The sequence below is a fragment of the Frankia sp. QA3 genome (genome assembly GCF_000262465.1).
Classification (GTDB): domain Bacteria; phylum Actinomycetota; class Actinomycetes; order Frankiales; family Frankiaceae; genus Frankia.
Genome location: NZ_CM001489.1, coordinates 5,376,785 through 5,399,227, shown reverse-complemented (window position 1 = coordinate 5,399,227; position 22,443 = coordinate 5,376,785). Strand labels below are relative to the sequence as shown.

15 protein-coding genes and 1 pseudogene are annotated in these 22,443 nt (G+C 70.5%); 14 read left to right on the top strand and 2 right to left on the bottom strand.

What is annotated here, in order from left to right; genetic code table 11:
* Positions 1-220: 220 nt before the first annotated feature.
* The 5 genes and pseudogenes from FRAQA3DRAFT_RS22125 to FRAQA3DRAFT_RS38910 form a co-directional block, all read left to right on the top strand.
* Positions 221-790 (top strand): hypothetical protein, encoded by a 570-nt coding sequence (locus FRAQA3DRAFT_RS22125; protein ID WP_232291705.1) that lies wholly within the window; start codon positions 221-223, stop codon positions 788-790.
* A gap of 419 nt (positions 791-1,209) precedes the next feature.
* Complete coding sequence (locus tag FRAQA3DRAFT_RS22115; RefSeq protein WP_009741281.1) at positions 1,210-1,890, top strand: ankyrin repeat domain-containing protein; 681 nt, start codon at positions 1,210-1,212, stop codon at positions 1,888-1,890.
* A gap of 289 nt (positions 1,891-2,179) precedes the next feature.
* Positions 2,180-2,857 carry an EndoU domain-containing protein gene (locus FRAQA3DRAFT_RS22110; protein ID WP_232291704.1) on the top strand — a complete coding sequence of 226 codons (678 nt, stop codon included), beginning with the start codon at positions 2,180-2,182 and terminating at the stop codon, positions 2,855-2,857.
* Positions 2,847-3,218: a hypothetical protein gene (locus tag FRAQA3DRAFT_RS22105; protein ID WP_009741279.1), complete on the top strand. Its 372-nt coding sequence runs from the start codon at positions 2,847-2,849 to the stop codon at positions 3,216-3,218. The genes FRAQA3DRAFT_RS22110 and FRAQA3DRAFT_RS22105 overlap by 11 nt, the downstream gene beginning before the upstream one ends.
* A gap of 323 nt (positions 3,219-3,541) precedes the next feature.
* A pseudogene (locus FRAQA3DRAFT_RS38910) lies at positions 3,542-3,685 on the top strand (methionine ABC transporter ATP-binding protein); the annotation flags it as partial.
* Positions 3,686-3,860: 175 nt separating this feature from the next.
* On the opposite strand, the gene FRAQA3DRAFT_RS22095 reads toward FRAQA3DRAFT_RS38910, so the two are convergent.
* Positions 3,861-4,538 carry an NYN domain-containing protein gene (locus FRAQA3DRAFT_RS22095; protein ID WP_009741277.1) on the bottom strand — a complete coding sequence of 226 codons (678 nt, stop codon included), beginning with the start codon at positions 4,536-4,538 and terminating at the stop codon, positions 3,861-3,863.
* 241 nt (positions 4,539-4,779) lie between these two features.
* On the opposite strand from FRAQA3DRAFT_RS22095, the gene FRAQA3DRAFT_RS22090 reads away from it, so the two are divergent.
* From FRAQA3DRAFT_RS22090 to FRAQA3DRAFT_RS38160, 9 genes are all read left to right on the top strand, one after another.
* Positions 4,780-5,982, top strand: coding sequence for a restriction endonuclease (locus tag FRAQA3DRAFT_RS22090; protein WP_232291703.1), 1,203 nt, complete (start codon positions 4,780-4,782; stop codon positions 5,980-5,982).
* A gap of 1,459 nt (positions 5,983-7,441) precedes the next feature.
* Positions 7,442-8,068 carry a hypothetical protein gene (locus FRAQA3DRAFT_RS37540; RefSeq protein ID WP_232291702.1) on the top strand — a complete coding sequence of 209 codons (627 nt, stop codon included), beginning with the start codon at positions 7,442-7,444 and terminating at the stop codon, positions 8,066-8,068.
* Between the two features lie 428 nt (positions 8,069-8,496).
* Entirely contained in the window at positions 8,497-12,495 is a 3,999-nt protein-coding gene (drmA, locus tag FRAQA3DRAFT_RS22075) for a DISARM system helicase DrmA (RefSeq protein ID WP_009741273.1), read from the top strand.
* A complete protein-coding gene (gene drmB, locus FRAQA3DRAFT_RS22070) occupies positions 12,495-14,414 on the top strand; it encodes a DUF1998 domain-containing protein (protein ID WP_009741272.1) in 1,920 nt (639 codons plus the stop codon). The genes drmA and drmB overlap by 1 nt, the downstream gene beginning before the upstream one ends.
* Before the next feature lie 58 nt (positions 14,415-14,472).
* Positions 14,473-15,312, top strand: coding sequence for a DISARM system phospholipase D-like protein DrmC (gene drmC / locus FRAQA3DRAFT_RS22065; protein ID WP_009741271.1), 840 nt, complete (start codon positions 14,473-14,475; stop codon positions 15,310-15,312).
* Positions 15,313-15,315: 3 nt separating this feature from the next.
* Positions 15,316-17,502 (top strand): N-6 DNA methylase, encoded by a 2,187-nt coding sequence (locus tag FRAQA3DRAFT_RS22060; protein WP_009741270.1) that lies wholly within the window; start codon positions 15,316-15,318, stop codon positions 17,500-17,502.
* A gap of 97 nt (positions 17,503-17,599) precedes the next feature.
* Positions 17,600-19,234, top strand: a complete 1,635-nt coding sequence (locus FRAQA3DRAFT_RS22055) for a serine/threonine-protein kinase (protein ID WP_009741269.1) — start codon at positions 17,600-17,602, stop codon at positions 19,232-19,234.
* 125 nt (positions 19,235-19,359) lie between these two features.
* Positions 19,360-21,501 (top strand): UvrD-helicase domain-containing protein, encoded by a 2,142-nt coding sequence (locus FRAQA3DRAFT_RS22050; RefSeq protein WP_009741268.1) that lies wholly within the window; start codon positions 19,360-19,362, stop codon positions 21,499-21,501.
* A 9-nt stretch (positions 21,502-21,510) separates the two neighbouring features.
* Positions 21,511-21,642, top strand: coding sequence for a hypothetical protein (locus FRAQA3DRAFT_RS38160; protein WP_255346969.1), 132 nt, complete (start codon positions 21,511-21,513; stop codon positions 21,640-21,642).
* A 266-nt stretch (positions 21,643-21,908) separates the two neighbouring features.
* Here FRAQA3DRAFT_RS38160 and FRAQA3DRAFT_RS22045 read toward each other — a convergent pair whose 3' ends face one another.
* Positions 21,909-22,388 carry a DUF1772 domain-containing protein gene (locus FRAQA3DRAFT_RS22045; RefSeq protein WP_009741267.1) on the bottom strand — a complete coding sequence of 160 codons (480 nt, stop codon included), beginning with the start codon at positions 22,386-22,388 and terminating at the stop codon, positions 21,909-21,911.
* Positions 22,389-22,443 lie beyond the last annotated feature (55 nt).

The window sequence follows — 22,443 nt, the reverse complement described above, 5'->3', positions numbered from 1 at the left end:
GAAACGGCGTCGCGTGCCTAACTGCCGGGAGCCGGTAGCGGCCCTGGAGCCGTAAGCCGCGTCCAGGTCCCGGCCCGACGCGGCCCTATCGGCGAACGTGGAGACGACGCTCGCCGCATCACCCAAACACCACGGTGTCATGGATTCTCCGTGCGCCGGTGAGGTGTATTCGATGCTGCCGGAAAATGATTTCGGTGGCGATTTTCTCGGGGGTTTTCGCATGGGTAAGGCAAGGCTTGTCGTCGTCGCCACCGTCCTCGCCGGGATGGTCGGGCTGACCGGCTGTCTGGAGGACACGTCCGTCTCCACCACGGGGACGACCGCCGGCTCGGCGCAGGGCGCCGCCGCGAACGGATCGACCGGCGCGCCGGCCGGCAAGCCGGGCTCGGCGGCGGGCGGCGCGAAGCAGGCCCAGTACGGCGAGGTTCTGGAGGTCCGCAAGGGTGGTGACGTCGCGGCGACCCTCAGCGTGGCCGCACCGAAGCCGGTCGCGTCCTTCTTCGGTGGTGCGAGCAAACCGACCAGCGGCCCGGCGTTCGCCACCTTCATAGTGTCGTTCAGCTCGCAGAAGCAGGGCTTCAACGTCAACCCGTTCGACTTCTTCGTCCGCACGCCGGAGGGCGCCCGGGTCCAGCCGACGTTCGGCTGCGAACCGGCGTTCAACGCGGCGACCCTCGGGGCGGGGGAGAAGTTCCAGGGCTGCCTGACCGTCGACGTGGCCCATGGCAACCTCGTTTACACCTCGAGCCTGTTCGACTCCGCCAGCCTGGTGGAGTGGCCCGGCTTCTGAACCTGGGCCACCACGTCCTGGAACCACCGTCACGACAGCCGACGCAATGAAGGGTGAAACCGGCGTGACCAGCATCATCGCGGTCGGGAAGCGGTCGCGGACCACGGCGAACCGGCACGGGGCGACCTCGTGAACCGCCGGATCACGCGGGTATTGTCGCGTTCCCGCCGACGCGGCGGGACGGTCGAGCCGCCAGCGCGGCGCTCAGGCTTCTCGCCCTGGCGTCTACCCGACGGCTCGATCGAGAACCCGGTGAACCTGAGCACGGAGGAGTACTGCGCCCTGACCAACCTCACCGTCACCGTACGTCCGGGCGACGACGACTACGAGGAGCTGGACGCCTGGCTGCGGCTCCGCGGCCAATAAAACAGCCCTGCGGCCGTCACCATGGACAACGGTGGCAGAATCGAGGTCGATACATGCTGGTCCCCGCGAATGATCGAGAATGCACAGAATGGTTTGGCTACCGGCGGGAAGCTGTCTCCGTCAAGGTTTCCGAAGTCAGGGATCGGATAGCCGATGCCGCCCGGGACGGAGTCTGGGACGCACTGTTCGGTGAACTCGACGCCTGGAATTTCGAGAACTGGGTGAACTCCACGCGGCTCGACGGGCACCGCGGATTTGCGCCGTTGCATCAGGCCGCCTGGCACGGTGCGTCGCCCGGCGTCGTGAACGGGCTGTTGTCCCGCGGTGCCTGGCGCACGTTGCGGACCACGCGGGGGGAGCGGCCCGTCGACATCGCCACCGCCCGCGGCCACCGCCACCTGGTTGACGTTCTGCGCCCTGTTGCCCGGCATCCGCTCCCGGCGGAGGTCGTGGTCGCGCTCGAACGTCGACTGCACCCGCTGCTGGCGGAGGTGAGCATGGGGCTGACAGAACGTCAGCGGATGCGCCTTCCGCAGGTCGAGGTACTGACCGAGATACCGGAGGGTCGGCTCTGGTTTCCGGTTCCAGGGATGTACGGCGGCGCGAACATCCGTCTGGAGACGACCGAAAACGCGCTGATCGTGGAGAGCTGGTGCCGCGTCGTCGACGGTTCCGGCAGCCGGCATCGCATCACGCCTGATGACACCGTCCTGCTGGAGGAAGGCTTCGTCTGACCCCGCCGGCACCTGTTCCATCGCGGAGCTGGGCAACCCGCCCGTAGCGGAGGGCGTTGCCGCAATACTGATCCCGTGAGCGTCGATGCCGCGTGACCTCTCGGCACCCAGTGCTGATCTTCCCGAACCTTTGTCCGGTGCGGCGGATCGGACGGATCGGATCAGCGGGCCCGAGGCGAAGGCGCGGCTGCTGGACCTGGCGACCAGGCGGGCCGGCGATGCCTCCGAGCCCGTCGATCCGGTTGATTCCGCCGGTTCCGTGGATCCCGGCCGGTCGGGATCGCGGGACGTGCCGCATTCCCGCGCCGAGTCGAAGGCGCAGGCGCTGGACCGGCGGGTGCTGGGAGACCAGGTATCGCCCGCCGACGTCGACCGGAGCCCTCCGGCCGCCCTGCCACGCGAGCCGACATCCGCCGAGCGAAAGGCGGCTCTCCTCGACTGGGCGCACGAGCGGGCGAAACGAAGCGACCAGGTCGCTGCGTCCGACACCGACACCGCCCGTCCCGCCGACCGCCGTCCTCCCATCCCGGAGAAGACGTTCAACCATCTTCTCGATGGCGAGTGGAGTAGAAAGGGCCGACCGGTGGGATTCCACAGTGCGCCCGGCGGAGTCCCACCCCCGGACCGACGCTTCACCTGGACCGGCGAGCCGTCCCGGTCGGGCGAATACGAGGCCAAGGTCGAGTTCTGGGACGAGTCCGCCGCCGAGTGGCGACCGAAGAAGGTTCCTACGCATACCATGTTTCCCGACTCCTGGAACGCGGAGAAGGTCCGCGAAGCCGTCGAGGAGACATATGGCGAGGTGTACGATCAAAAGATAGCGCCGGCACTGGAAGAAGGGCGGGACGTGTCGAAGGAGATCCTGGTTGGATCGCATGACGGGGTCCAGATCCAGTTCTATGTCGGGCCGGACGGGACCGTGCGCACCGCATTCCCGATCAAGGAGGATCTGCGCGATGAGTCCTGAGACGTGGAGGTTCGTCGACGGGAAGTACGGATCACTCAGCATCGATCCCGAAGGATTCTTCGATGACGGGAGGCTGTTTGCCCTCCGCGACTGGCTTCAGGGCGACATCGGGTACAGCTTCAGGAGCCTGAGCAGATTCCGGGACGACTGGTCGCGAGTGCGGCGCGGTGAATTTGAGGGGACTGCCGGCAACGTCACCGAGCAGACTCTGGTGGGTGACGAGGTGCTGTTCGAGTCGCTGTACGACCGGTGGGACGACGTCAGGATACCGCTGGCGGAGATCGACGAGATCCTGGAAAAATACGCCGCCTACCTCCAAGAAAAGGCCAAGCGCCGCGATGCGGTCGACGGCGCCACGTAGTCGTGTCACCATCCGGCTCCAGGCATGGGATGGACCGGCACTGGTATGCGCGGGGCCATGCAACCTGATGGGTCCGTTCGCACCGCTTTTCCGGTAATCGATGAGGAAGATTGAGGGGTGTGTGATGTGGAAATTTGTCGAGAACGAGAATGGCTGGCTCAAGGTCGACCCGGCGGACCACTTCCCGGAGGGAAAGCTGCTGGGGGATCCGAGGCTGGCTCGGCGCACTCAAGGCGGTCGTCGGCGGAAGACAGGCCTTTATCCCGGACACAGTCATCACCGAACTTCGTAGATCCGCGAGTGCGGACAGCTCGATTCAGGCCGAGCGGCTCTGCGAGCGGGTCCTCGTCATCGACCACGGCCGCCTCGCCTACGACGGCGACCTGGCCGGCCTCGCGGGGGCTGCCGGCGCCGACCGGGCACCGGACGGCGATCTCGGCCCAGTTCCCGGGTCACCAGCCGTCGAACCGAGTGAGCCCGAAGCCGAGTTGGTCTGAAGTCATCCCCGGGGCAGCTTCCGTTGCGGTGCCCAGTCGGCGGCACAACCGCAGGGAGAGGCCCATAGAAAAACCCGGCCCACGAAGGAGCCGGGTGGTCTAGATGTCGAGCTAGGCACGCGCTTGCCTGCCTGTCAAAGCGTGGTCACCATCCGGGCGGGCGGGTGATCGCACCGATCTGTACCGGTAGTTGAGCTGCGGTGAGGTCGGTGTCACGCAGGCTGCGCCACCAGTGCCGGCCCACCCCGGCGTGCGGCGAACCCCGCAGCGCACCGGCGGTGTAGTTCTTGCTGGGATTGACCATGCCGACGGGGATGAGCTCCCGGGCCTGCGCCACGGGGAAGGCCAGGTCGCTGTCGTTGCTGATCACGACGGCGGCGGTGATCCGCTGGTGGAGCAGGTCGAGCAGGAGATGGGAAGCCACGTTGACATCCGAGCCCTTCTCCTCTCGCTGAGCGACGGAGACCAGGAAGCGGGCGTCAGGAACCGGCTGCCCCGCTGGGTCCTGGACCATCACCGGCCACGTCGGGGCGGCCAGGATCGCCTGGCCCTTCGGGCCCCGCACAGCCAGCGGTGCCTTGACGATCTTGGTGATGTACCTGCCCTTGGTGATCTCGTCGACAGCCTTTGCCGCGCGCAGGGCGCGCAGGTAGATCTCCTGGTCCGCCGCGCCGCTGGGATTGCTCGCGCCGTCGATCGGCGTGGTGCAGTACACCACCCGGGCGACGTGCGAGTCGCGCCATTCCGGACGCGCGGCAACGATCGAGGTAGCCAGGGCACGCAGGTCCAGCCAGCGCCAGCCCGGCCTCCCGTTGCCGCCCATCAAACGATCTACAACTTGGTTGGGGTGAGTGACAATTTGATCTACAACTTGCAAGCTAAGTTGCCGATCAAGTTGTAGATCAACTGCAAGTCGTGGGTGGTGGAACGCCGGTCACGGACTGCTGGACGACGAGGTCGGGCTGACGGCCCCCCGTGCACCGCTCAGTAATCGGATGATACTGATTGTTGTTGGGGAGGGGTGCCGCCCACAGCCCCAGGACAGCAGGCGATCGGTGGCTGGGGTGAGAGTGGCGCGAACGCTGCAGGAGACGCTCAAGGAGTGCGCCGATCGGCTCGGGCGGTACCGGCACGGGCGGCGTATCGGTGAGCAGAACACCAAGGCCAGCCTGATCGAACCGGTCATCGAGGCACTGGGCTGGGACATCCATGACCTCGACGAGGTCAACCGGGAGTACCGGTTCGGCCCGTCCGCGAACCCGGTGGACTACGCGTTGCTCCTGCTGCGCAGACCCCGCCTCTTCATCGAGGCGAAGGGGCTCGGAGAGGACCTCTCCCAGCTCAGGTGGGCGACCCAGGTGCTCAGCTACGCCACGTCGGCGGGGGTGAGATGGGTGGCGCTCACGAACGGCGATGAATGGCGCATCTACAACGCGCACGCGCCGGTCCCGGTCGACCAGAAACTCTATCGGTCGGTCAGCATATCCGCGGATCCGGGCGGCGCGGCGGAAGTCCTTGCCCTGCTCGGCAAGGACGCGATGAACGGCGACCGGATCGATGACCTGTGGCGCGCCGAGTTCGTCGACGGCCAGCTCCGGTCCGCCCTCGCGGAGCTCTTCGACGGCGGTGACCCGGCAGCCGAACTCGTCTCGCTGGTCCACCGGCGCACGCGGGACCTGAGCGAGGCCGATGTTCGGGCCGGGCTGATCCGGACCCGCGCGACCTTTGACTTCCCGGCTGGCTTCCCGGCGGCCGGCTCCGCTCCCCGAACTTCCTCCCTGCCGCCGGCCGTATCACCGCCACCCGCCTCGAGCGGAGCCGGGACCGGTCCCTCCCCACGACCAAGCTCGACGGTGAGCGTGACCACCGGCCCGCCCGCGCCGACCGCTGTCGCCTCGGCCTCGGCCTCGGCGACCAGCCCCGCTCGGGTCACCCCCGAGGAGCGGAGCCTGAAGTTGACCGATCTGGTCAAGGCCGGCATCGTGCGGCCCGGAAGCACGCTGACCGGCGACTACCGCGGCGGGCGGCGCACGGCGGAGGTACTACCGGACGGGAAGGTCAATTTCGGCGGCGACGAGTTGTCGTTGAGCGCGGCGGGGGCGGCGGCAAAGGTTGACATCGCCGGCCCCGGTCTGCCGGAGACCGCGCGTCAGACGGACGGCTGGGATTTCTGGAAGGCCCCCGACCCGACGAGTGGGCAGCTCGTCAGTCTCAAGAACCTGCGCCGAGACCTGGCTCGATCACTCCCTCGCCGCCCCTCTCCGTGAGACCCGGCGGGTCCATGGAGGATACGGCGGATCAGGAGAAGACGTCGGTATCGATGATGACGTAGTCGCTTACTGCGGCAGCTGGCGTCCACGTGCAGACATCGCCGCGGTGAGAAAGTCGGCGTAGTCCTCGTCCGGATCTAGGTCTGAGTCTTCCGTCGACGCCTGTCGTGCAGGCCCAGGCAAAAATAACGTGCCCCGCGTCCGCGGTCGAGGCGAAGCTCCGGCTGCTGGACCGGCATGACGCGCATAACGCCCATCCCACTGGGAACGGCGACGCAGAGCGGGACGGCCGGGCCGCCGGGGACGATTTTGGCGCGGATCGTGAGCTGCGCACCGACACTCGAGAACGAACGCCGATGGAAACGAAGCTGGATGCGCTCGAACGGCGGGCACTCGGGCGTGACCACACCACGACGATCCCCGAACGGAGCGCAGCCGATGTCTCCGCCGTGGCGCCGACACCCATGGGCCGCACACTCGCGCTTCTCGACCGGCCGGCGGAACGGAGGGCCCTCAGCCCGGGTGGGGATCAGACGGCGGGGCGGCGGACGTTGGACGTTGACGAGAAGCCGGTACCGCCCGGCCAATCTGCCTCGCCCTCTGCCGGGGGTGCGGGGAATACACCCCTCGACAAGAAGCTGGCCCGACTTGAACGGTGAATGTCGGAGCACCCGACTGATGCTGTGGGAACTGGTGACGTCTCGGGACGGCGGCACGCGTCCGACCAGGATCTCCTCTCTCTGGAGGAGACTTATCCCGCCGGTTCTGAAAGTCGGCCCTCCGCATCGGGCCGGGAACCGTCCGATGCGCCGGCCTCGACACCGCGGGTTGAGGAATCGGATCACGCAGAGGCGGAGCGGCCCGGTCGACAATGGTATGGCGAACCGGCGGAGAAGGAAGCCGAGAGCGGATCGGCGACGACCGCTGGGAAGCCTCCGGAGCAGTCGAACGATCGGTCGCAAGATCCTTCGGAGGACATGGCCGGCACATCCACTGAAGCGTCTGCGGTCAAGTCGGAGAGGCTGGGCGCTGACGAGCCGGATGAAGGAGTTCCGGAGACGGTCACGGCCAAGCCAGCCCCATCTGGAGATCCTGCGATCCCTGATGATGGAGACCGTGATCCAGAAGCTGTGGTGGCACAACGCGACTCAATAGGTGGAGTGCGGTATCCGCCGCCGGAGGCGGGCGACGGATGGACACCACCAGACGCGTTTCGTCCGTTGGAGCGGCTGGAGCCGAGACTTGCCGCGGTCTACCTGGAGAGCATGCGGACGGACGGCGGCCGAGCGTTCTACGCGGAGCAGGACCACAGGATGCGGGACGCCGCCTCCTCCGTACGCCCTCTGGCTGACGTGTATACTGCCGATCTGCATGGAAACCCTGATTCCTTTGTTGTTGACGGAACTCCGTTGGACGGTCGGGATCTGAGCAGGCTATCCGGGCGGACGGTGAATGGATGGGCCGCCCGATCAGGTTGGTGTCCTGCGAGACCGGGCGAGGCGAGGCGCCTGTTGCCCAGGATCTTGCAGATCATCTCGGTGTCCCTGTGGTCGCGCCGACCGAGCTCGTGGCCAACAGAGGAGATGGCTCCCTTGTTCTCATCAAGGAGAGAAGGAATGCTTCGGGCGAATCAGACAGTCGATTGCGCAGGACGGTCGATGGATCAGATTTCTTCCGCGGTAGAGAGCGAGGGCTAATGCCGGAGATCGTTGGCGATGTGAAGATTGCGAAGCTTTTTGATGGAATGGACGGCGAGGTTCCCTGGGCGCGGGACCGCGCGCCGCTTCCGGCCGGCGAGGAAAGGTCGCGTTTTGTCGAGTACCTCCAGCGGGGGGTCACCATCCTGCGGGTCGCGGGTCTGGTGGAGGATCTGCTCGATCCGTCGCGTGGAAGGAAGGTGCCGCTCGTCTACGTGACTGATGGTGACTGGGTGTGGAGCCTGGAGATCGTTTACTATCTCCAGGAGCACGACCTGCCGCCCGAGCCCGAGTTCATCGATTACGTGCGGTCCCGCGACTTCCGCTATGTCGAGCAGTCCGAGGAGCGGGTCGCGGCCGCGTCCCGTGCGCTCGACGAGGACTGACCGCGGATCCACCGTCTGGTGTTCCGCGCGCGGACATCGCCGCGGCGAGAAAGTCGGCGTACTCCTCGTCGGTCAGCGGCTCCGACAGAGTCAACTCGGCCAGGCTCCGCACCGGTCGCACCCTCTGCTGTGCGGCCAGTTCGTCGAGCGTGCGCTGGGGAGAGGTCATCGGCTCATCTCCGTCCTGACGCCAACCGCTCTATCTGATGCCCGCCGTCGCGCGGAGCTAATGCGTGGCGGTGATCTTACTGTGGGTAGTTGAGTCGATCGTAGCGGGCGGGCGTGCCGCCGGAGCCCGGGGATCTGTCGGACCTGCGTGGGATGGTGCCCTTACGCGAGCCGGGGTTGCGGTGTAGTCTGTGAACTCGGTACACAGGGATGGCGCGAGGGGTGCGCCGGACCCGACCGCTTCGAGGGGGAGATGAGCCGTGGTGGCGCAGGAAGGTCAGGGCGCGCTGTTTCCCCCGGAGAAGGGCGCCTCGCCCTCGCTCGCCGGATCGGGGGGTGTGAGCGGGGGCGGCGCCGGTACCTCGGACGGCCTTTCGCCGACGGAGATCCTGGACAAGCCGGTGGAATTTATCCCGGCGACTTCGTACGAGGTCCGGGACGCCTTCGAAGATCTCGTCCGCCGTGACCTGCTCGGCCCCTGGGACGGGGAGCACGAGGTGTTCCACCACCGGGCGATGGGACCCCGGGAGCGGTACCTCGTGGGCATGCTCGGTCCGAAGCCCGCCCCGCGTGGAGCCCGGGAGGCGGCGGCCGCCGACACGGTGGCCGACACCGAGACGGCGGTGCAGGGCGACGCCGACACCGACCTCCCCGAGATCCTCACCCCGCAGAACCGGGGCCGAATCTGGGCCTCGTCGATGGGGCTGTCGTTCGCCGTCCCGGCCGGTCCGGGCGGCGCGGCGGTCGACGTCGTCGCCGTCACCGCCGCCTGGGGCCAGTACGTCCGGCAGGAGACCGAGGACGACGAGGGGCGCAAGCGCACCACCTGGGCCCGGGAGCCGGTCGTCCATGCGAACCGGGAGATCCGGCTGGACGGCTCGCTCGGCTCCGACGCATACCGCGTGCCGCTGGTCGGCGACGACGAGACGGGGGTCTTCCTCGCTGTTGTGCTGCGCGAGTGGGCCGGCCCGCGCGAGCGGTCGGGCCGGCGGATCGTCGAGCTGACCCTCGTCAACGGTCAGCCGGAGCCGCCGTCGCATGCCGACACGGCCTGGCTGTTCCAGCCGCGGCTCACCGTGACCGCGCTCGACGGCGAGCGCGCCGTCTTCCTGCCCGTCGACGATCCCGAGGACGGCGTCGGGGCAGACCACGACGGCCACGACCACGAGGATCACGAGGAGCTGCACCTGCGGCTGCTCTACCGGGCGCAGCGGCGGTACGCGAACGGTCGCAACGTCGCGGTGCATCCCGCCGTCCGTGACGGTGAGCGCTGCGCCCACCGGCTGGAGACCACCTGGCTGCCCACCTATGACGTCCCGTCGACCATCGCGCCCGCCGGCCCAAATACCCCGCTGGAACACGTCGAACTGTCCATGGATGCCCTGGTCGTCGCCGACGCCGCGGCCCTGCGCCGCGGGCTGATGCCGCTCGCCGACGGTTACGAGGCCTGGCTCGACGAGCGTGAGGTGCAGGTGCCGAGCCTGCCCGAGCGGCTGCGGCCGGCCGCCCGGACGGCCATCGGCGAGGCCCGGGTGGCGGCGGGTCGCATCCGCGCCGGGATCGCCCTGCTCACCGACCCGGCCCAGCCCCGCCAGGGCGAGGCGCTGGCCGCGTTCCGGTTCGCCAACCGGGCGATGGCGGCCCAGCGCCGGCACACCGCCATCGCCCGGCTGCGCGACGAGCACGGCCTGAGCTACCCCGAGGCGACCGCCAAGGTCGAGGCCGAGGGGGCCAGGGCGGCGTCCTGGCGGCCGTTCCAGCTCGGGTTCGTCCTGCTCAACCTGCCCGCGTTGACCGAGCCGACCCATCCGGAACGGGCCGCCGACGCCAGCGCCGTCGTCGATCTGCTGTTCTTCCCGACCGGCGGCGGCAAGACGGAGGCCTACCTGGGGCTGACCGCCTACACCTTCGCGATCCGCCGGTTGCAGGGCACGATCGGCACCGGGCTGGACGCCCGCTCCGGCGAGGCCGGCGTCGCCGTCCTCATGCGCTACACCCTGCGGCTGCTCACTGCCCAGCAGTTCCAGCGGGCGGCGGCCCTGGTCTGCGCGGCCGAGGTGCTGCGCCGCGCCGACGAGGCCACCTGGGGCGCGGTGCCGTTCCGGATCGGGCTGTGGGTCGGCGGCGGCGTCTCCCCGAACCGGTTCGAGGACGCCCGCGACCAGATCAGCGAGGCCCGCGAGGTGGGCAACGGCAAGCGGGCCAACGTCCTGCAGACACTGAGCTGCCCGTGGTGCGGCACGGCGCTGGCCGCCCACACCGACGCCCACATCGACGAGGACACCCGCCGGGTCCTGCTCTACTGTTCCAACGGCGAGGGCGCCGACGCCTGCCCGTTCTCCCGGCGGCTTTCCCCCGGGGAGGGCCTGCCGGTCCTCACCGTCGACGAGGAGATCTACCGCTACGCCCCCAGCCTCGTCATCGCCACCGTCGACAAGCTCGCCCAGCTGCCCTGGCGCGGTGAGGCCGGCATCCTGTTCGGCCGGGTGCGCGAGCGCTGCCCCCGGCACGGCTACCGCCACGACGACCTCGACGACCGCACCGGCTGCGGGTCCCGGCATCACCGCCGCGGCAACCTGCCGGCCGTGGCCAGCGAGCCGGTGCGCCGGCTGCGCCCGCCCGATCTGATCATCCAGGACGAGCTGCACCTCATCTCCGGCGCGCTCGGCACCACCGTCGGCCTGTTCGAGAGCGCCGTCGACGAGCTGTGCTCCTGGCCCGTCCCGGCCGACGCGGCGGGTGCCGCCGGCGGCACGACGCTCACCGGGCCGAAGATCGTCGCCTCCACCGCCACCACCAAGCGGGCCCGCGACCAGGTTCTCGGCGTGTTCGGCCGCCGGCTCGCCGTCTTCCCGCCGCAGGTGATCGACGTCGCCGACACCTTCTTCTCCCGCCAGGTCCCCGTCACCCCTGCTGAGCCGGGCCGGCGCTACCTCGGGGTGTGCGCCCACGGCGCCCGGATGAAGTCGGCGGAGATCCGGCTCGCCGAGATCCTGCTCCTCGCCGGGCAGACCCTCTTCGACCGGCACGGGGAGGCCGCGGAGGCGTACCAGACCCTCGTCGGCTACTTCAACGCCACCCGGGAACTCGCCGGCATGCGCCGCTACCTCGACGACGACGTCACCACCCGGGTGCGCACCCACGGCACGCGCAAGGGGCTGTCCAACCGCATCGTCCCGGCCGCCGGCATGCTCACCATCTCCGAGCTCACCTCCCGGGTGTCGTCGGCGGACATCAGCGACGTGCTGAAGCGGCTGGAGATCGCCTTCGATCCCGACCTCGACACCTCCACCCGGCGCCAGGCGATCGCCGACAACTGGCGGGACGTGTACCGAGCCCGGGACAGCCGGGTCCGCGAACGGCCGCCCGCCCACCCGGTGGCCGAGCGGTCCCGGGCCCGCCAGGACCGGATCCCCGTCGACGTGGTCCTCGCGACCTCGATGTTGCAGGTCGGCGTCGACGTCTCCCGGTTCGGGCTGATGGCCGTCATCGGGCAGCCGAAGAACACCGCGGAGTACATCCAGGCGTCGTCGCGGGTCGGGCGCGACGCGGCGCGACCCGGGCTCGTCGTCACCCTCTACAACTGGGCGCGGCCCCGCGACCTCGCCCACTACGAGGACTTCGAGCCCTACCACGCCAGCTTCTACCGGCAGGTCGAGGCCCTGTCGGTCACCCCGTTCACCCGGCGCTCGCTCGACCGCACCGCCACCGGCACGTTCGTCGCCGCGTTGCGGCACCTCGACGACGCGAACACCCGCAACACCGACGCCCACGCCGTGGACCTCGCCGGCCCGGTCGCCACCGGTCTGATCAACCGGCTGTTGGCCCGGGCGGAGGCCGTCGCCGGCCCGCGCGGCCAGGAGTACCTCGGCGAGCGGCTACGGGAACTCGTCGACCGCTGGCAGCTGATGACGACGGGGCCGATCCGACTCGGCTACCGCAAGAGCGGTGGGCCGCAGAAGGTCACCGGCCTGCTGGAGCCGGCCGGCCACGGCCGCTGGGAGGTCCTCACCGTCGCCCAGTCGATGCGGGAGACCGAACACGAGATCAACCTTCTCGTCCCCGGCGCGGACGAGATCTACAGCCCCGCCTACGGGGAACCGGGATGGAGCTTCGGGGCTCCGCCGGACGCGGACGCCGACATCGGCGAGGACGACCGGGACTCCGACGCCCGGGACCCCGACGACGCCCCGGCCGGCGACGAACTCGGGGAGACCCGGCTGGCCCCGGCGCGGACCCGGCAGGGGAGGGGCGTCTGATGGCCACCAGGTTCCACCGGCGCGTCGGCGCGGTCCGGCCGAGCCATCTGATGTTCACCAGCGGGGTCGGCGCCCTCGTCGACCTGCCAAGCTTCTCCACCCTGGTCCGCGGGCTCGACGACTGGGACTACCGCAACGTCCCCGAGTACGAGCCGATCGCCGAGCCCCGGCTGCTCGCCGCCGTGCGCCGGGTATACGACCGCGGCGTCACCGAGCTGCGGCCGGCCCCGTGGGTGGACACCGACCCCCGCGACCGAAGCGGTCAGGCGGATCGCATCGGCGTGCCCACCCTGCCGTTTCCGAGCTGGCTTCGGTGCACCGCCTGCAACGAACTCGACGTGATCTCCTCGCGGACCTTCCCGTTCGAGAACGCGCACCGGCCGCAGGACGCCCGGTTCTTCCACGAGGTGTGCCCCCGCAAGAGGTCGGGCCGACGGCCGCTCGCCGTGGCCGCGCGCTTCGTCCTCGCCTGCACCGCCGGGCATCTCGACGACTTCCCCTACGTGATGTTCGTCCACCGGGGCGGCGAGTGCGCGAAGGCGAGCCACCCGCGGCTGCGGATGGAGGACCGGGGCGGCAACCTCGGGGCCAACGTCGAGATCCGGTGCGTCAACTGCGATGCGCGGCGCAACATCCGGGACGCGATGGGCCGCCGCGGCGCGGCGAACCTGCCTCGCTGCCGGGGCCGCCACCCGCACCTGCGTACCTTCACCGACGGTGGCTGCCAGGCCGAGCCCCGGCTGCTGGTCGTCGGCGCCTCCAACCAGTGGTTCGCCCAGACGCTGTCGGTGCTCTCCGTCCCCCGCACCGGCGCCAGCGAGCTGGCGGGCAAGGTCGAGCAGAACTGGGAGCAGCTGAGCCAGATCCCCGGCGAGGCGATGATGGGGTTCTCCCGGTCGGTGATGCCGGTGTTCCGCCAGCTGGAGCGGTGGACCGACGCCGAGGTCTGGGCCGCGGTCGAGCGGCATCGGGCGGCGCTGAACGCGGCTCCCGGCGAGGGTGCCGAGGAGGGCGACGAACGGGGCTACCCGGATCTGCGCACCCCCGAATGGGAGATCTTCTCCTCGCCGGTGCTGCCCGAGGCCAGCGACGACTTCGCGCTGCGCCGGGATCCGGACGGGGTGCCGCCCCGGCTGGCCCGCTTCTACACCGACGTCGTGCAGGCCGAACGGCTGCGGGAGGTGCGGGCGCTGACCGGGTTCACCCGGCTCGACGCCCCCGACCCGGACGATCCCGACCTCGTCATCCGGGCACCGCTGACCCGTGGGCCGGCCACCTGGGTGCCGGCCAGCGAGGTCCGCGGCGAGGGCATCTTCCTGCGGGTGCCCGAGGAGATCCTCGGCTCGTGGGTGGCCCGGGTCGCCGACAGCACGCAGATGCGCGAGCACCGCGACGCGTACAGCCGCTTCCGCGTGAACCGCTACTCGGATCGGATCGCCGGCGACTTCGACCCGATGCACGGCTGGCCCGGGGAGCGGTTCATCGCCCTGCACTCCCTGTCCCACCTGTTGATCCGGACCATCGCCCTGGAGTGCGGGTACAGCTCGGCGAGCCTGAGCGAGCGGATCTACGCCGGCACCGACGACGATCCCCGCGGCGGCATCCTCATCTACACCGCCGTCCCCGACGCCGAGGGCACCCTGGGCGGGCTGGTGTCCCTCGCCGAACCCGACCAGCTGCTTCGGCTCACCCGCCGGGCCCTGGCCGACGCCCGGCACTGCTCCTCCGACCCGCTGTGCGCCGAACGCCTGCCGTATGCACCCGCCGACTTCCTGCACGGCGCTGCCTGCCACGTCTGCCTGTTCGTCTCCGAGACGACCTGCGAGCGCGGCAACCGGTTCCTCGACCGCCGCTTCGTTGTTCCCCTCGGCGACGGCCCGCAGCACCGAGACCTCGCCCTGTTCGATGAGCTGCCTTGAGGGCGGAGATCCATGATGATCGGAAATCCCGGTGAGTGTGTGCAGGTGATCGGCGTTGATGGCACCGTCTGAACCGGGCCGGGCGGGCGCCTTCACGGCGGCGGTCGCCGTCGCCGTGAGCGCTCTGGGCCCGGCCCGGCTGGGCGAGCTCGCCGATCGGATCGGCCCGCGATCGGCCCCGCCCGGGGCTGCCGTGGGGGAGCCTGGGTGGGAGGAGGCGGTGATCGCCGCCGTCGCCGGGCCGGCCGCCCGGGACGCCGTCCGGGCGGTCCTGCGCGCCCGCCGAGCCGAGGAGATCGCCCCGGCCGAGGCGGCCGCCTACCTGCACGGGGTCAGCGCCGGTTATGCCGGGCGGGCCGCCGAGACGCGGGTGGAGTCGGTGTGGAGCGGTCCGGGTAGCCATGAGGTGCCCGTCCGGGCGACCGCCCGGGTGCTGATGGACCTGGTCGCCGAGGCCACCATGGAGCTGATGTTCATGACCTATGCGGCGCGCCCCTACCCGCCGCTGCTGACCGCGCTCAGTGCCGCGACAGGGCGGGGGGTGGCGGTCAGCGTCGTCGTCGAGACACTTCAGGGGGCCGGCGGCGGACTGGCCGGCAGCGAGCCGGCGGCCGCGTTCGCGAGCGTCCGTGGGGTGCAGCTGTGGCACTGGCCGACCGGCCGCCGCGGACACCCCGGCGCCCGGATGCACGCCAAGATTGCTGTCGCCGACCGGCGGGCGCTGCTGGTGTCGAGCGCCAACCTGACCTCCTCGGGCGTCGAGGAGAACATCGAGGCCGGTCTGCTCGTCCGGGGTGGGGCGCCCCCGCGCCGAGCTGCCGAGCACCTCGCCGCGTTGCAGACGAGCGGCGTGTTGGCCCGCCTCTTTCCCGGCGCCGAGCCGGCGGCGGGAAGCTGAGCGATGCCGAATGATGGAGACGTCTCGGCCACGGTCACCGCGTCCGACATTGCCCGCCTCGCCGGGGTGGGCCGCGCGGCCGTCAGTAACTGGCGGCGCCGGTTCGTCGATTTCCCGCAGCCGGTCGGCGGCGCCTCCACCAGTCCGCTGTTCGCGCTGACGGCGGTGGAGGACTGGTTCGACCGGCATGACCGCCCGTTTCGCGTCGAGGTCGGCGACCGGGTCTGGCAGCAGATCCGCGGGACCGTCGACGATCCCCGGCTGGGTGAGCTGGTCGGGCACCTGGGCGGCTTCCTGCTGTACCACCAGCGGGACCGGGACGCGGCGATCGGGCTGCTCGGGGAGGCCGATGCCGCGGTCGCTCGCCTGGTGGGGCCGGCGATCGAGCGAGCCGCGCCGGACCTTCCCGTCGGCTTTCCGCCGATCTGGGAGCCGGACTGGGTACCGGTCGCCCGGTCCGCGGCCGCCGCCGCCGACCGGGACGGGCATGGCGCGCTCTTCGAGGTTCTGCGTGTCCGTTATCGCGAGGTGTACTCCCGGCAGGTGGCCGAGACCCCGCCCGCGGTCGCGGAACTGATGGTTGGACTCGCCGGCCTGCGGGGAAGGCCCGGGAAACTCACCGTCCTCGACTCCGCCTGCGGGGTCGGTGGGCTGCTGGAGGCGGCGCGGGCCGCGGGCGTCCGCCGGCTGCTCGGCCAGGACATCGATCCGACGGCGGCCCGGATCACCGCCGCGGGGCTGTTGCTACACGGCGCCGACGCACGGATCGTCGCGGCCGACTCCCTGCTGGCGGATGCCCTTGCCGGGGAGCGGGTCGACGTCGTGCTGTGCGGGCCGCCGTCCGGCCAGCGGTCCTGGCCCCACGACGAGCTGGTCGACTCGCCCTGGTGGGGCTACGGGGTGCCGCCGCGGAGCGAACCGGAGCTGGCCTGGGTCCAGCACTGCCTGGCCCATGGCCGGCGCGGCGCGCCGGTGCTGGTCATCATGCCGGCCGCCGCCGCGTCCCGACCGGCTGGGCGGCGGATCAGGGCGAATCTGCTGCGGGCCGGGGCGCTGCGGGCCGTGCTGGGGCTGCCACCGGACCTGTTCGGCGCCGGCTCGCCGCCGGATCTGTGGGTGCTGCGGGTGCCAGGCGACGGTGCGTCCCCCGCCCAGGTGCTCATGGGCCTGGCGAGCGCCGATCCGAGCGCGGTCGAGGGGGCCTGGTCGTCGTTCACCGGCTCGGTCCCGGCGGGCGAGCCGGGCAGGGTGGTCGAACCGGGTGGAGCGGGTCTGCCGCCCGGATTCCGGCGGATGCCGGTCGCCGACCTGCTCGACGGCGAGGTCGACCTGAGTCCGCGCCGCCACGTCCCGGTGTATCCGGCCAGCGTCATCGAGCGCGAGTTCCCGGCAGTGCGCGAGGAGTTCCTGGCCGCGTTGTCGTCGCTGTCCGCGTTGACGCCGCTGTCCGCGTTGACGCCGAGTACGTTGACGCCGAGTACGTTGACGCCGAGTATTACGCCGTCGGACGCGTCGTCGCCGGCCGAAGCGTCCGACTCCACCCCGGAGCCCGCGGCGGCGTCCGAAACGGCCGTCGCGACGCAACCGGCCTGGGTCACGGTGGGGGAGTTGGCGAAGAGCGGGGCGCTGACGGTGCTGACGGCCCCGTTGCAGACCAGAACCGACGGTGGCGACCTGCCGTTGCTCACCGCCGCCGACGTGCGGCGCGGCCGGGGAGCCTCCGGTCGAACCGGCGAACTTCCCGGAATGCTGCTGCTCCGATCCGGAGACGTGGTCTGCGCGGTCGCGGTGGGGAGGATCGCGGCCGAGGTGATCGATGAGGTGGGCGCCGTGCTCGGGCCGAAGGTTGCGCTCCTGCGTGTCGATCCCGACCGCCTCGATCCACATTTTCTGGCGGGCAGCCTACGGGCCGCGGGTTATCGGGCGGTCGGGGGGCCGGGCGTCGGCGATGAGGACGGGGCCAGCAGCCGGTCGGGTGGGACGTTGTCGCGGCCTGACCTGCGTCGGGTCCGGATTCCCGCGCTGGCACTGGCCGCCCAGCGGGAGCTGGGGGCGGACTTCCGCCGACTCGGGCGGCTGGCGAGATCGGTGCGCGAGGCGGCCGAACTGGGCGAGGAGATCATTCGGGTCGGCTACCTCGGCGTAGCCGACGGCCGGCTGCGGGTCTGCGGCGACCCCGATTCTCGATAATGCCGGCTCCTACTCGGTGGATATTCCTTGGTGGGAGTATGATTCCAAGCCGTCTGATGGGGGAGGGCTGGTCGGGGGTGCGATGGCCGGACGTTGGATGATTGACCGGCGGTACGAGCTGGAGGCTCTGCCGCTGGCCAAAGGCGGAATGGGCGAGGTCTGGGTCGGCCGGGACGTGAAACTCGACCGGGAGATCGCCGTGAAGTTCGTCCGTTTTCCCGATGGCCGGCCCGACGAGGAGCTCGTTCGTCGTTTCATCCGTGAATCGCGAATAACCGCTCGGCTGGTGCATCCGGGGGTTCCCGCCGTATACGACGCGGGCACCCACGAGGGGCGCCCCTATCTGGTCATGCAGCGGGTACATGGGATCAGCGTCGCCGATCTCGTTGCCGAGCAGGGAGCGTTGCCGATCGGGTGGGCGGCGGCCATCGCGGCCCAGGCCGCCTCGGTGCTGGCTGTCGCGCACCGGGCGTCCCTTGTCCACCGCGATCTCAAGCCGGCGAACCTGATGCTGGAGCCGGACGGCACGGTGAAGGTGCTCGACTTCGGCCTCGCGGTCGCACTCGACCGCACCGACCTGTCGAAGATCACCCTGACCGGCCAGCATCTCGGCAGTCCCGCCTACATGGCCCCGGAGCAGGTGCTCGCCGGGCTCAGCGCGCCGGCTACCGACCTGTACGCGCTGGGCGCGACCCTGTTCGAGATGCTGACCGGCCGGCGGCTCTTCGCCGGGTCGTCGTCCTATTCGGTGATGCATCAGCAGGTCGAGGAGGTCCCGGCGCGGGTACGAACCCTGCGCGCCGACGTGCCCGCGGGCCTCGACGGGCTGGTCGCCGACCTGCTGCGCAAGGCGCCGGAGGAACGCCCGTCCGGCGCGGAGGCGGTGTACGAGGCGCTGATCGGCTGGATGACGGACCTGGTTCCCCTTCCCGGAATCGTCGATCCCGCGGCGGACAACACGGTCCGGATGTACAACCGGATCACCGCTCGCGTGCATCCTTCCGCGCCGGCTCCGTCCAGGCCGACTACCACCGCGCCGACCTCTCCTGTGCCGGGTCCTGACCTGCCGGGTCCTGACCTGCCGGGTCCTGGCGTCCGGGAACCGGCACGGTCGGACGCGATGACCGTGCCGGGGCTGCGGTCGCCGTCCTCCAGCGGGATCGACCAGGTCGAGCTTCGCCGAGCCCGGGATGAGGCCCGCTCGCTGGCCGGCTCCTCCCGATACAGCCAGGCCACCGCGATCCTGGCGGAGGCCGTCGATCGGGCCGGCCGGGCGCTGGGCATCGACAGCCCCGACGCGCTCGCGCTTCGTCTCGAGCTCGCCGAGCTGTTGTTCGAAGGGGGTGACTTCCGCCAGGCTGTCGGCGAGTACGAACGGCTGGTCGCCGATCTCGCCCGCCGGGACGGTCGGAACAGCGAACGGCTGATGCTCGCCCGCCTGCGGGAGGCGACCTGCCGGGCTCTGATCGGTGACACGCCGCGGGCGCTGGAACAGCTCGGCGCGCTGCTACCCGACGAGACCCGGGTGTTCGGCGCGGACGATCCCCGCGTCCTCGAGCTGCGCCGCCAGATCGGGCTGTTGCAGCTCGGGGCCGGCCATCGGGCCGCCGCAGCCGAGAGCCTCGCTGCGCTGCTCGCCGACCTGCTGCGGGTCTGGGGACCGGAGCACCCGATGGTGCCCGTGGTCCGGGAGCTGCTCGCCGGCGCGCATGGCACTGCGGTGGCCCGCTGAGCCCGGTGGCCCGCTGAGCCCGGTGGCCCGCTGAGCCCGGTGGCCCGCGTAGGCGGGGCAGCAGGCGGCTCGCAGGCGGGGAGTGCGGGGCAGCGAACTTCGAGGAATCGACGGGAGACGGTGACGTGGCGCGGCTGGGGATCGACAAGGAGTTTCTGCTCGGCTTCGCGGCCCTGGAGAAACAGGTGCAGAACCGGGTGCTCGAGGTGTTCGCCAAGTTCGAGGCGGCGACCCACGCCGGTCTTCATCTGGAGAAGATTGGGAATGCACGTGACAACCGGTTCCGGTCGATCCGCATTGACAAGTTCTGGCGGGGTGTGGTCCTCGAGCCGGAAAGCGGCGACACCTACACGCTGCTGAAGGTGTTGCCGCATGACGACGCCTACGCCTGGGCCCAGCGGCGTCGCGTGTCGATCAATGTGGCGACGGGACGGATCGAGATTCGTGATGTGGTCGCGATCGACGCGACGCTCCCGGAGCTGACCAGACGGGCCGAGCAGGTCCCCAGCAGGCTGTTCGCCGACGTGGCGGACAAGGATCTGCGTCGGCTCGGCATCGACGAGCAGACGCTGGCCTTCGCCCGCGTGCTGACGGATGTGCGGCAGCTCGAGATGGCGCGCGGCTTCCTTCCCCCGAATCAGTGGGACGCGCTGTTCGGTCTGGCGGCGGGGATGACTCTGGAGGAGGTGTGGGCCGAGATCGGGGCCGCGTCCGAGGCTGACCGGGCGTCCTTCGACGCCGATGACGTGGTTGCCGCGGTCGAGCGCAGCGCGGATCGGGTGGTCCTCGTGGACGGGCCGGAGGAACTACTGGAGGTGTTCCGGCACCCGTTTGCCCTGTGGCGGGTCTATCTGCACCCGACCCAGCGTCGTATCGTTCAGGCTAGGTTTCGGGGGCCGGCCCGGGTGACCGGCGGACCGGGGACCGGGAAGACCGTCGTGGCCCTGCACCGCGCGCGCGATCTCGCGGCGCGGGGGGTCGGTCGGGTGCTCCTGACCACCTTCACCTCGACGATGAGCGACTCGCTGACCGCGGATCTCGACCTGCTGGTCCACGATCCGCTGATACGCGAACGGATCACCGTCGCGACGGTGAACAAGATTGCCTACGATGTCTTTCGGGCCTGGCAACCTCAGCCGACCATCCTGACCGACGCTGAGGAACGGGCGGTGTGGCGCACCATCGCTCACGATCTCGGCCTCCCCTTCTCCGAGAGCTTTCTGTCGGAGGAGTGGCGGCAGGTCATCCTCGCACAGGAGATCATCACCGAGGCGGGGTATCAGAAGGCGCGCCGGGCCGGGCGGGGCCGCGCGCTCGGGCCGCGCCAGCGAGCTCAGGTGTGGGCCGCCTGGCAGCAGTTCGATCGAGAACTGCGCGCCTCCGGTCGGTGGACTCACGAGATGATCTGCGTCGAGGCGGCGCGTCTGCTGGAACGGGCACCGCAACGGCCATACCGGCATGCGGTGATCGACGAGGCGCAGGACCTCAGCCCGGTGCAGTGGCGCTTCCTGCGAGCGGCGGTCGAGCCAGGCGCGGACGACATCTTCCTCGCCGGCGATGCCCACCAACGCATTTACCACAACCGCGTGAGCCTGCGGGAGCTCGGCATCCAGGTGGTCGGCCGGTCTGCGCGGCTGACGGTGAACTATCGGACGACCGCGGAGATCCTCGCCTGGAGCCTGGGCATGCTGCGCGGCGAACCGATCGACGACATGGACGGCGGCTTGGACTCGGTGGCCGGCTACCGGTCGGAGCTCCATGGGCTCGTGCCCCGGCTACAGGGCTTCGCGACCTGGAACGATGAGATCCGGGAGGCCGCCGAACAGGTGCGGGCCTGGATGCGGGCCGGCGTGGCGCCGGACGAGATCGGCGTCGCCGTGCGCTCCAACAAACTCGCCGAGTCCGTTCTGCCCGCCCTGCATCGGCTTGGCGTGCCCGCGCGGCTGCTGGCCCGGCTGCCCGAGCAGCAGCCTGCGCAGACCGAACAGGCTGGAGGTCTGGCGGTCGCGGTCGGCACCATGCACCGGATGAAGGGGCTGGAGTTCCGGTGCCTGACGGTTCTTGGCGTCGGCGAGGGTCAGGTTCCGGCCCCGAGCGCGGTCACGCCAGCCGGGGAGGACGAAATCGCGCACGCCCAGGACGTCCAGCGGGAGCGCTGCCTGCTCTTCGTCGCGTGCACCCGGGCACGGGAGGAGCTGTACGTCTCCTGGCATGGCACCCAGAGCCCGTTCCTCGCCCAGTTCGACCCGGCGGTCCGCCCCGTGTGATCCGCCGCCGTGATCGCAGCTGCTCCGAACCTTGCGGCTGGCGGCGCGCACGGGCTCGGCGGCACTCCCGAGAACGCCGTGGCCGATCTCTACGAGGCCGTCAGTCTGGTCTCGACGAGTTCGGTGTTCCGCCGGTCCTGACGATCGTGCAGGACGCCGCCTGCTGCCGCCTCTTCCCGTGCTGCCCGGCGGGGAGGTGGTCAAGAAGGTACTTCGGCGTATGCGGGCGGCCGGTGGCACATCACCCCAACCGCTCAACAAACTTCTAGAACGCCACGCGCTTGCCCTCCAGGGAGGCGTGCGCGTAGATCTCCACCGTAATCCGACCGTGCCCGCCCGTGCGACGGCCGGTGCATCCCGTCCCCGGCCGGGTGGACCGGGGGCGGGGATGGTGGGCGGACGGGGCTTCAGGTGGCGGCGGTGACCAGCGCTACGCAGAGCGCGGCCAGGGCCAGGCCCTGGAGCAGGGCGCGGGCGTTGATGACGCTGTCCCAGGTGCCTTGCAGGGCGCGGGCGTCGGGTGCGGTACTGCCCTGCTGAGCGGCGGCGGTCAGCCTTTTGTTGACCGGCGCGCTCACCCGGGCATAGACGACCAGCCAGACGATCAGGGCCAGCGCGGCGAGTGCCGCCGCGACGGAGGCCGTCGCCCGGCCGTCGATCCCGGCCACGACGGCGGTCAGTATCGCGGCGATCAGGCCGCCGACGCCCGGGATGGGCATGCGCTGGTCCCCGAACCGGTGGACCTGGCCCATGGTGCTGGTGAGGGTGGCGTCGTCGACGTTCGCCAAGGCCGGCCGCTGCACGATCGCGCAGAAGACGTCCGTGCCGTAGACCACCGCGTTGGCCAGGATGGCAACCACGGCGAGAACCTGAACGAATGCTTCCATGATGCTGCTCCTGCCTGTCGGATTCCGCTGTTCGGCGCCACTGTCCCGTGGCTGG

Coding starts and splice junctions, on each gene's coding strand:
- FRAQA3DRAFT_RS22115 (WP_009741281.1), top strand. CDS start 1,210: ATGCTGGTCCCCGCGAATGATCGAGAATGCACAGAATGGTTTGGCTAC.
- FRAQA3DRAFT_RS22055 (WP_009741269.1), top strand. CDS start 17,600: ATGATTGACCGGCGGTACGAGCTGGAGGCTCTGCCGCTGGCCAAAGGC.
- drmB (WP_009741272.1), top strand. CDS start 12,495: ATGGCCACCAGGTTCCACCGGCGCGTCGGCGCGGTCCGGCCGAGCCAT.
- FRAQA3DRAFT_RS22045 (WP_009741267.1), bottom strand. CDS start 22,388: ATGGAAGCATTCGTTCAGGTTCTCGCCGTGGTTGCCATCCTGGCCAAC.
- drmC (WP_009741271.1), top strand. CDS start 14,473: ATGGCACCGTCTGAACCGGGCCGGGCGGGCGCCTTCACGGCGGCGGTC.
- FRAQA3DRAFT_RS22105 (WP_009741279.1), top strand. CDS start 2,847: ATGAGTCCTGAGACGTGGAGGTTCGTCGACGGGAAGTACGGATCACTC.
- FRAQA3DRAFT_RS22095 (WP_009741277.1), bottom strand. CDS start 4,538: ATGGGCGGCAACGGGAGGCCGGGCTGGCGCTGGCTGGACCTGCGTGCC.
- FRAQA3DRAFT_RS22125 (WP_232291705.1), top strand. CDS start 221: ATGGGTAAGGCAAGGCTTGTCGTCGTCGCCACCGTCCTCGCCGGGATG.
- FRAQA3DRAFT_RS22060 (WP_009741270.1), top strand. CDS start 15,316: ATGCCGAATGATGGAGACGTCTCGGCCACGGTCACCGCGTCCGACATT.
- FRAQA3DRAFT_RS37540 (WP_232291702.1), top strand. CDS start 7,442: ATGGGCCGCCCGATCAGGTTGGTGTCCTGCGAGACCGGGCGAGGCGAG.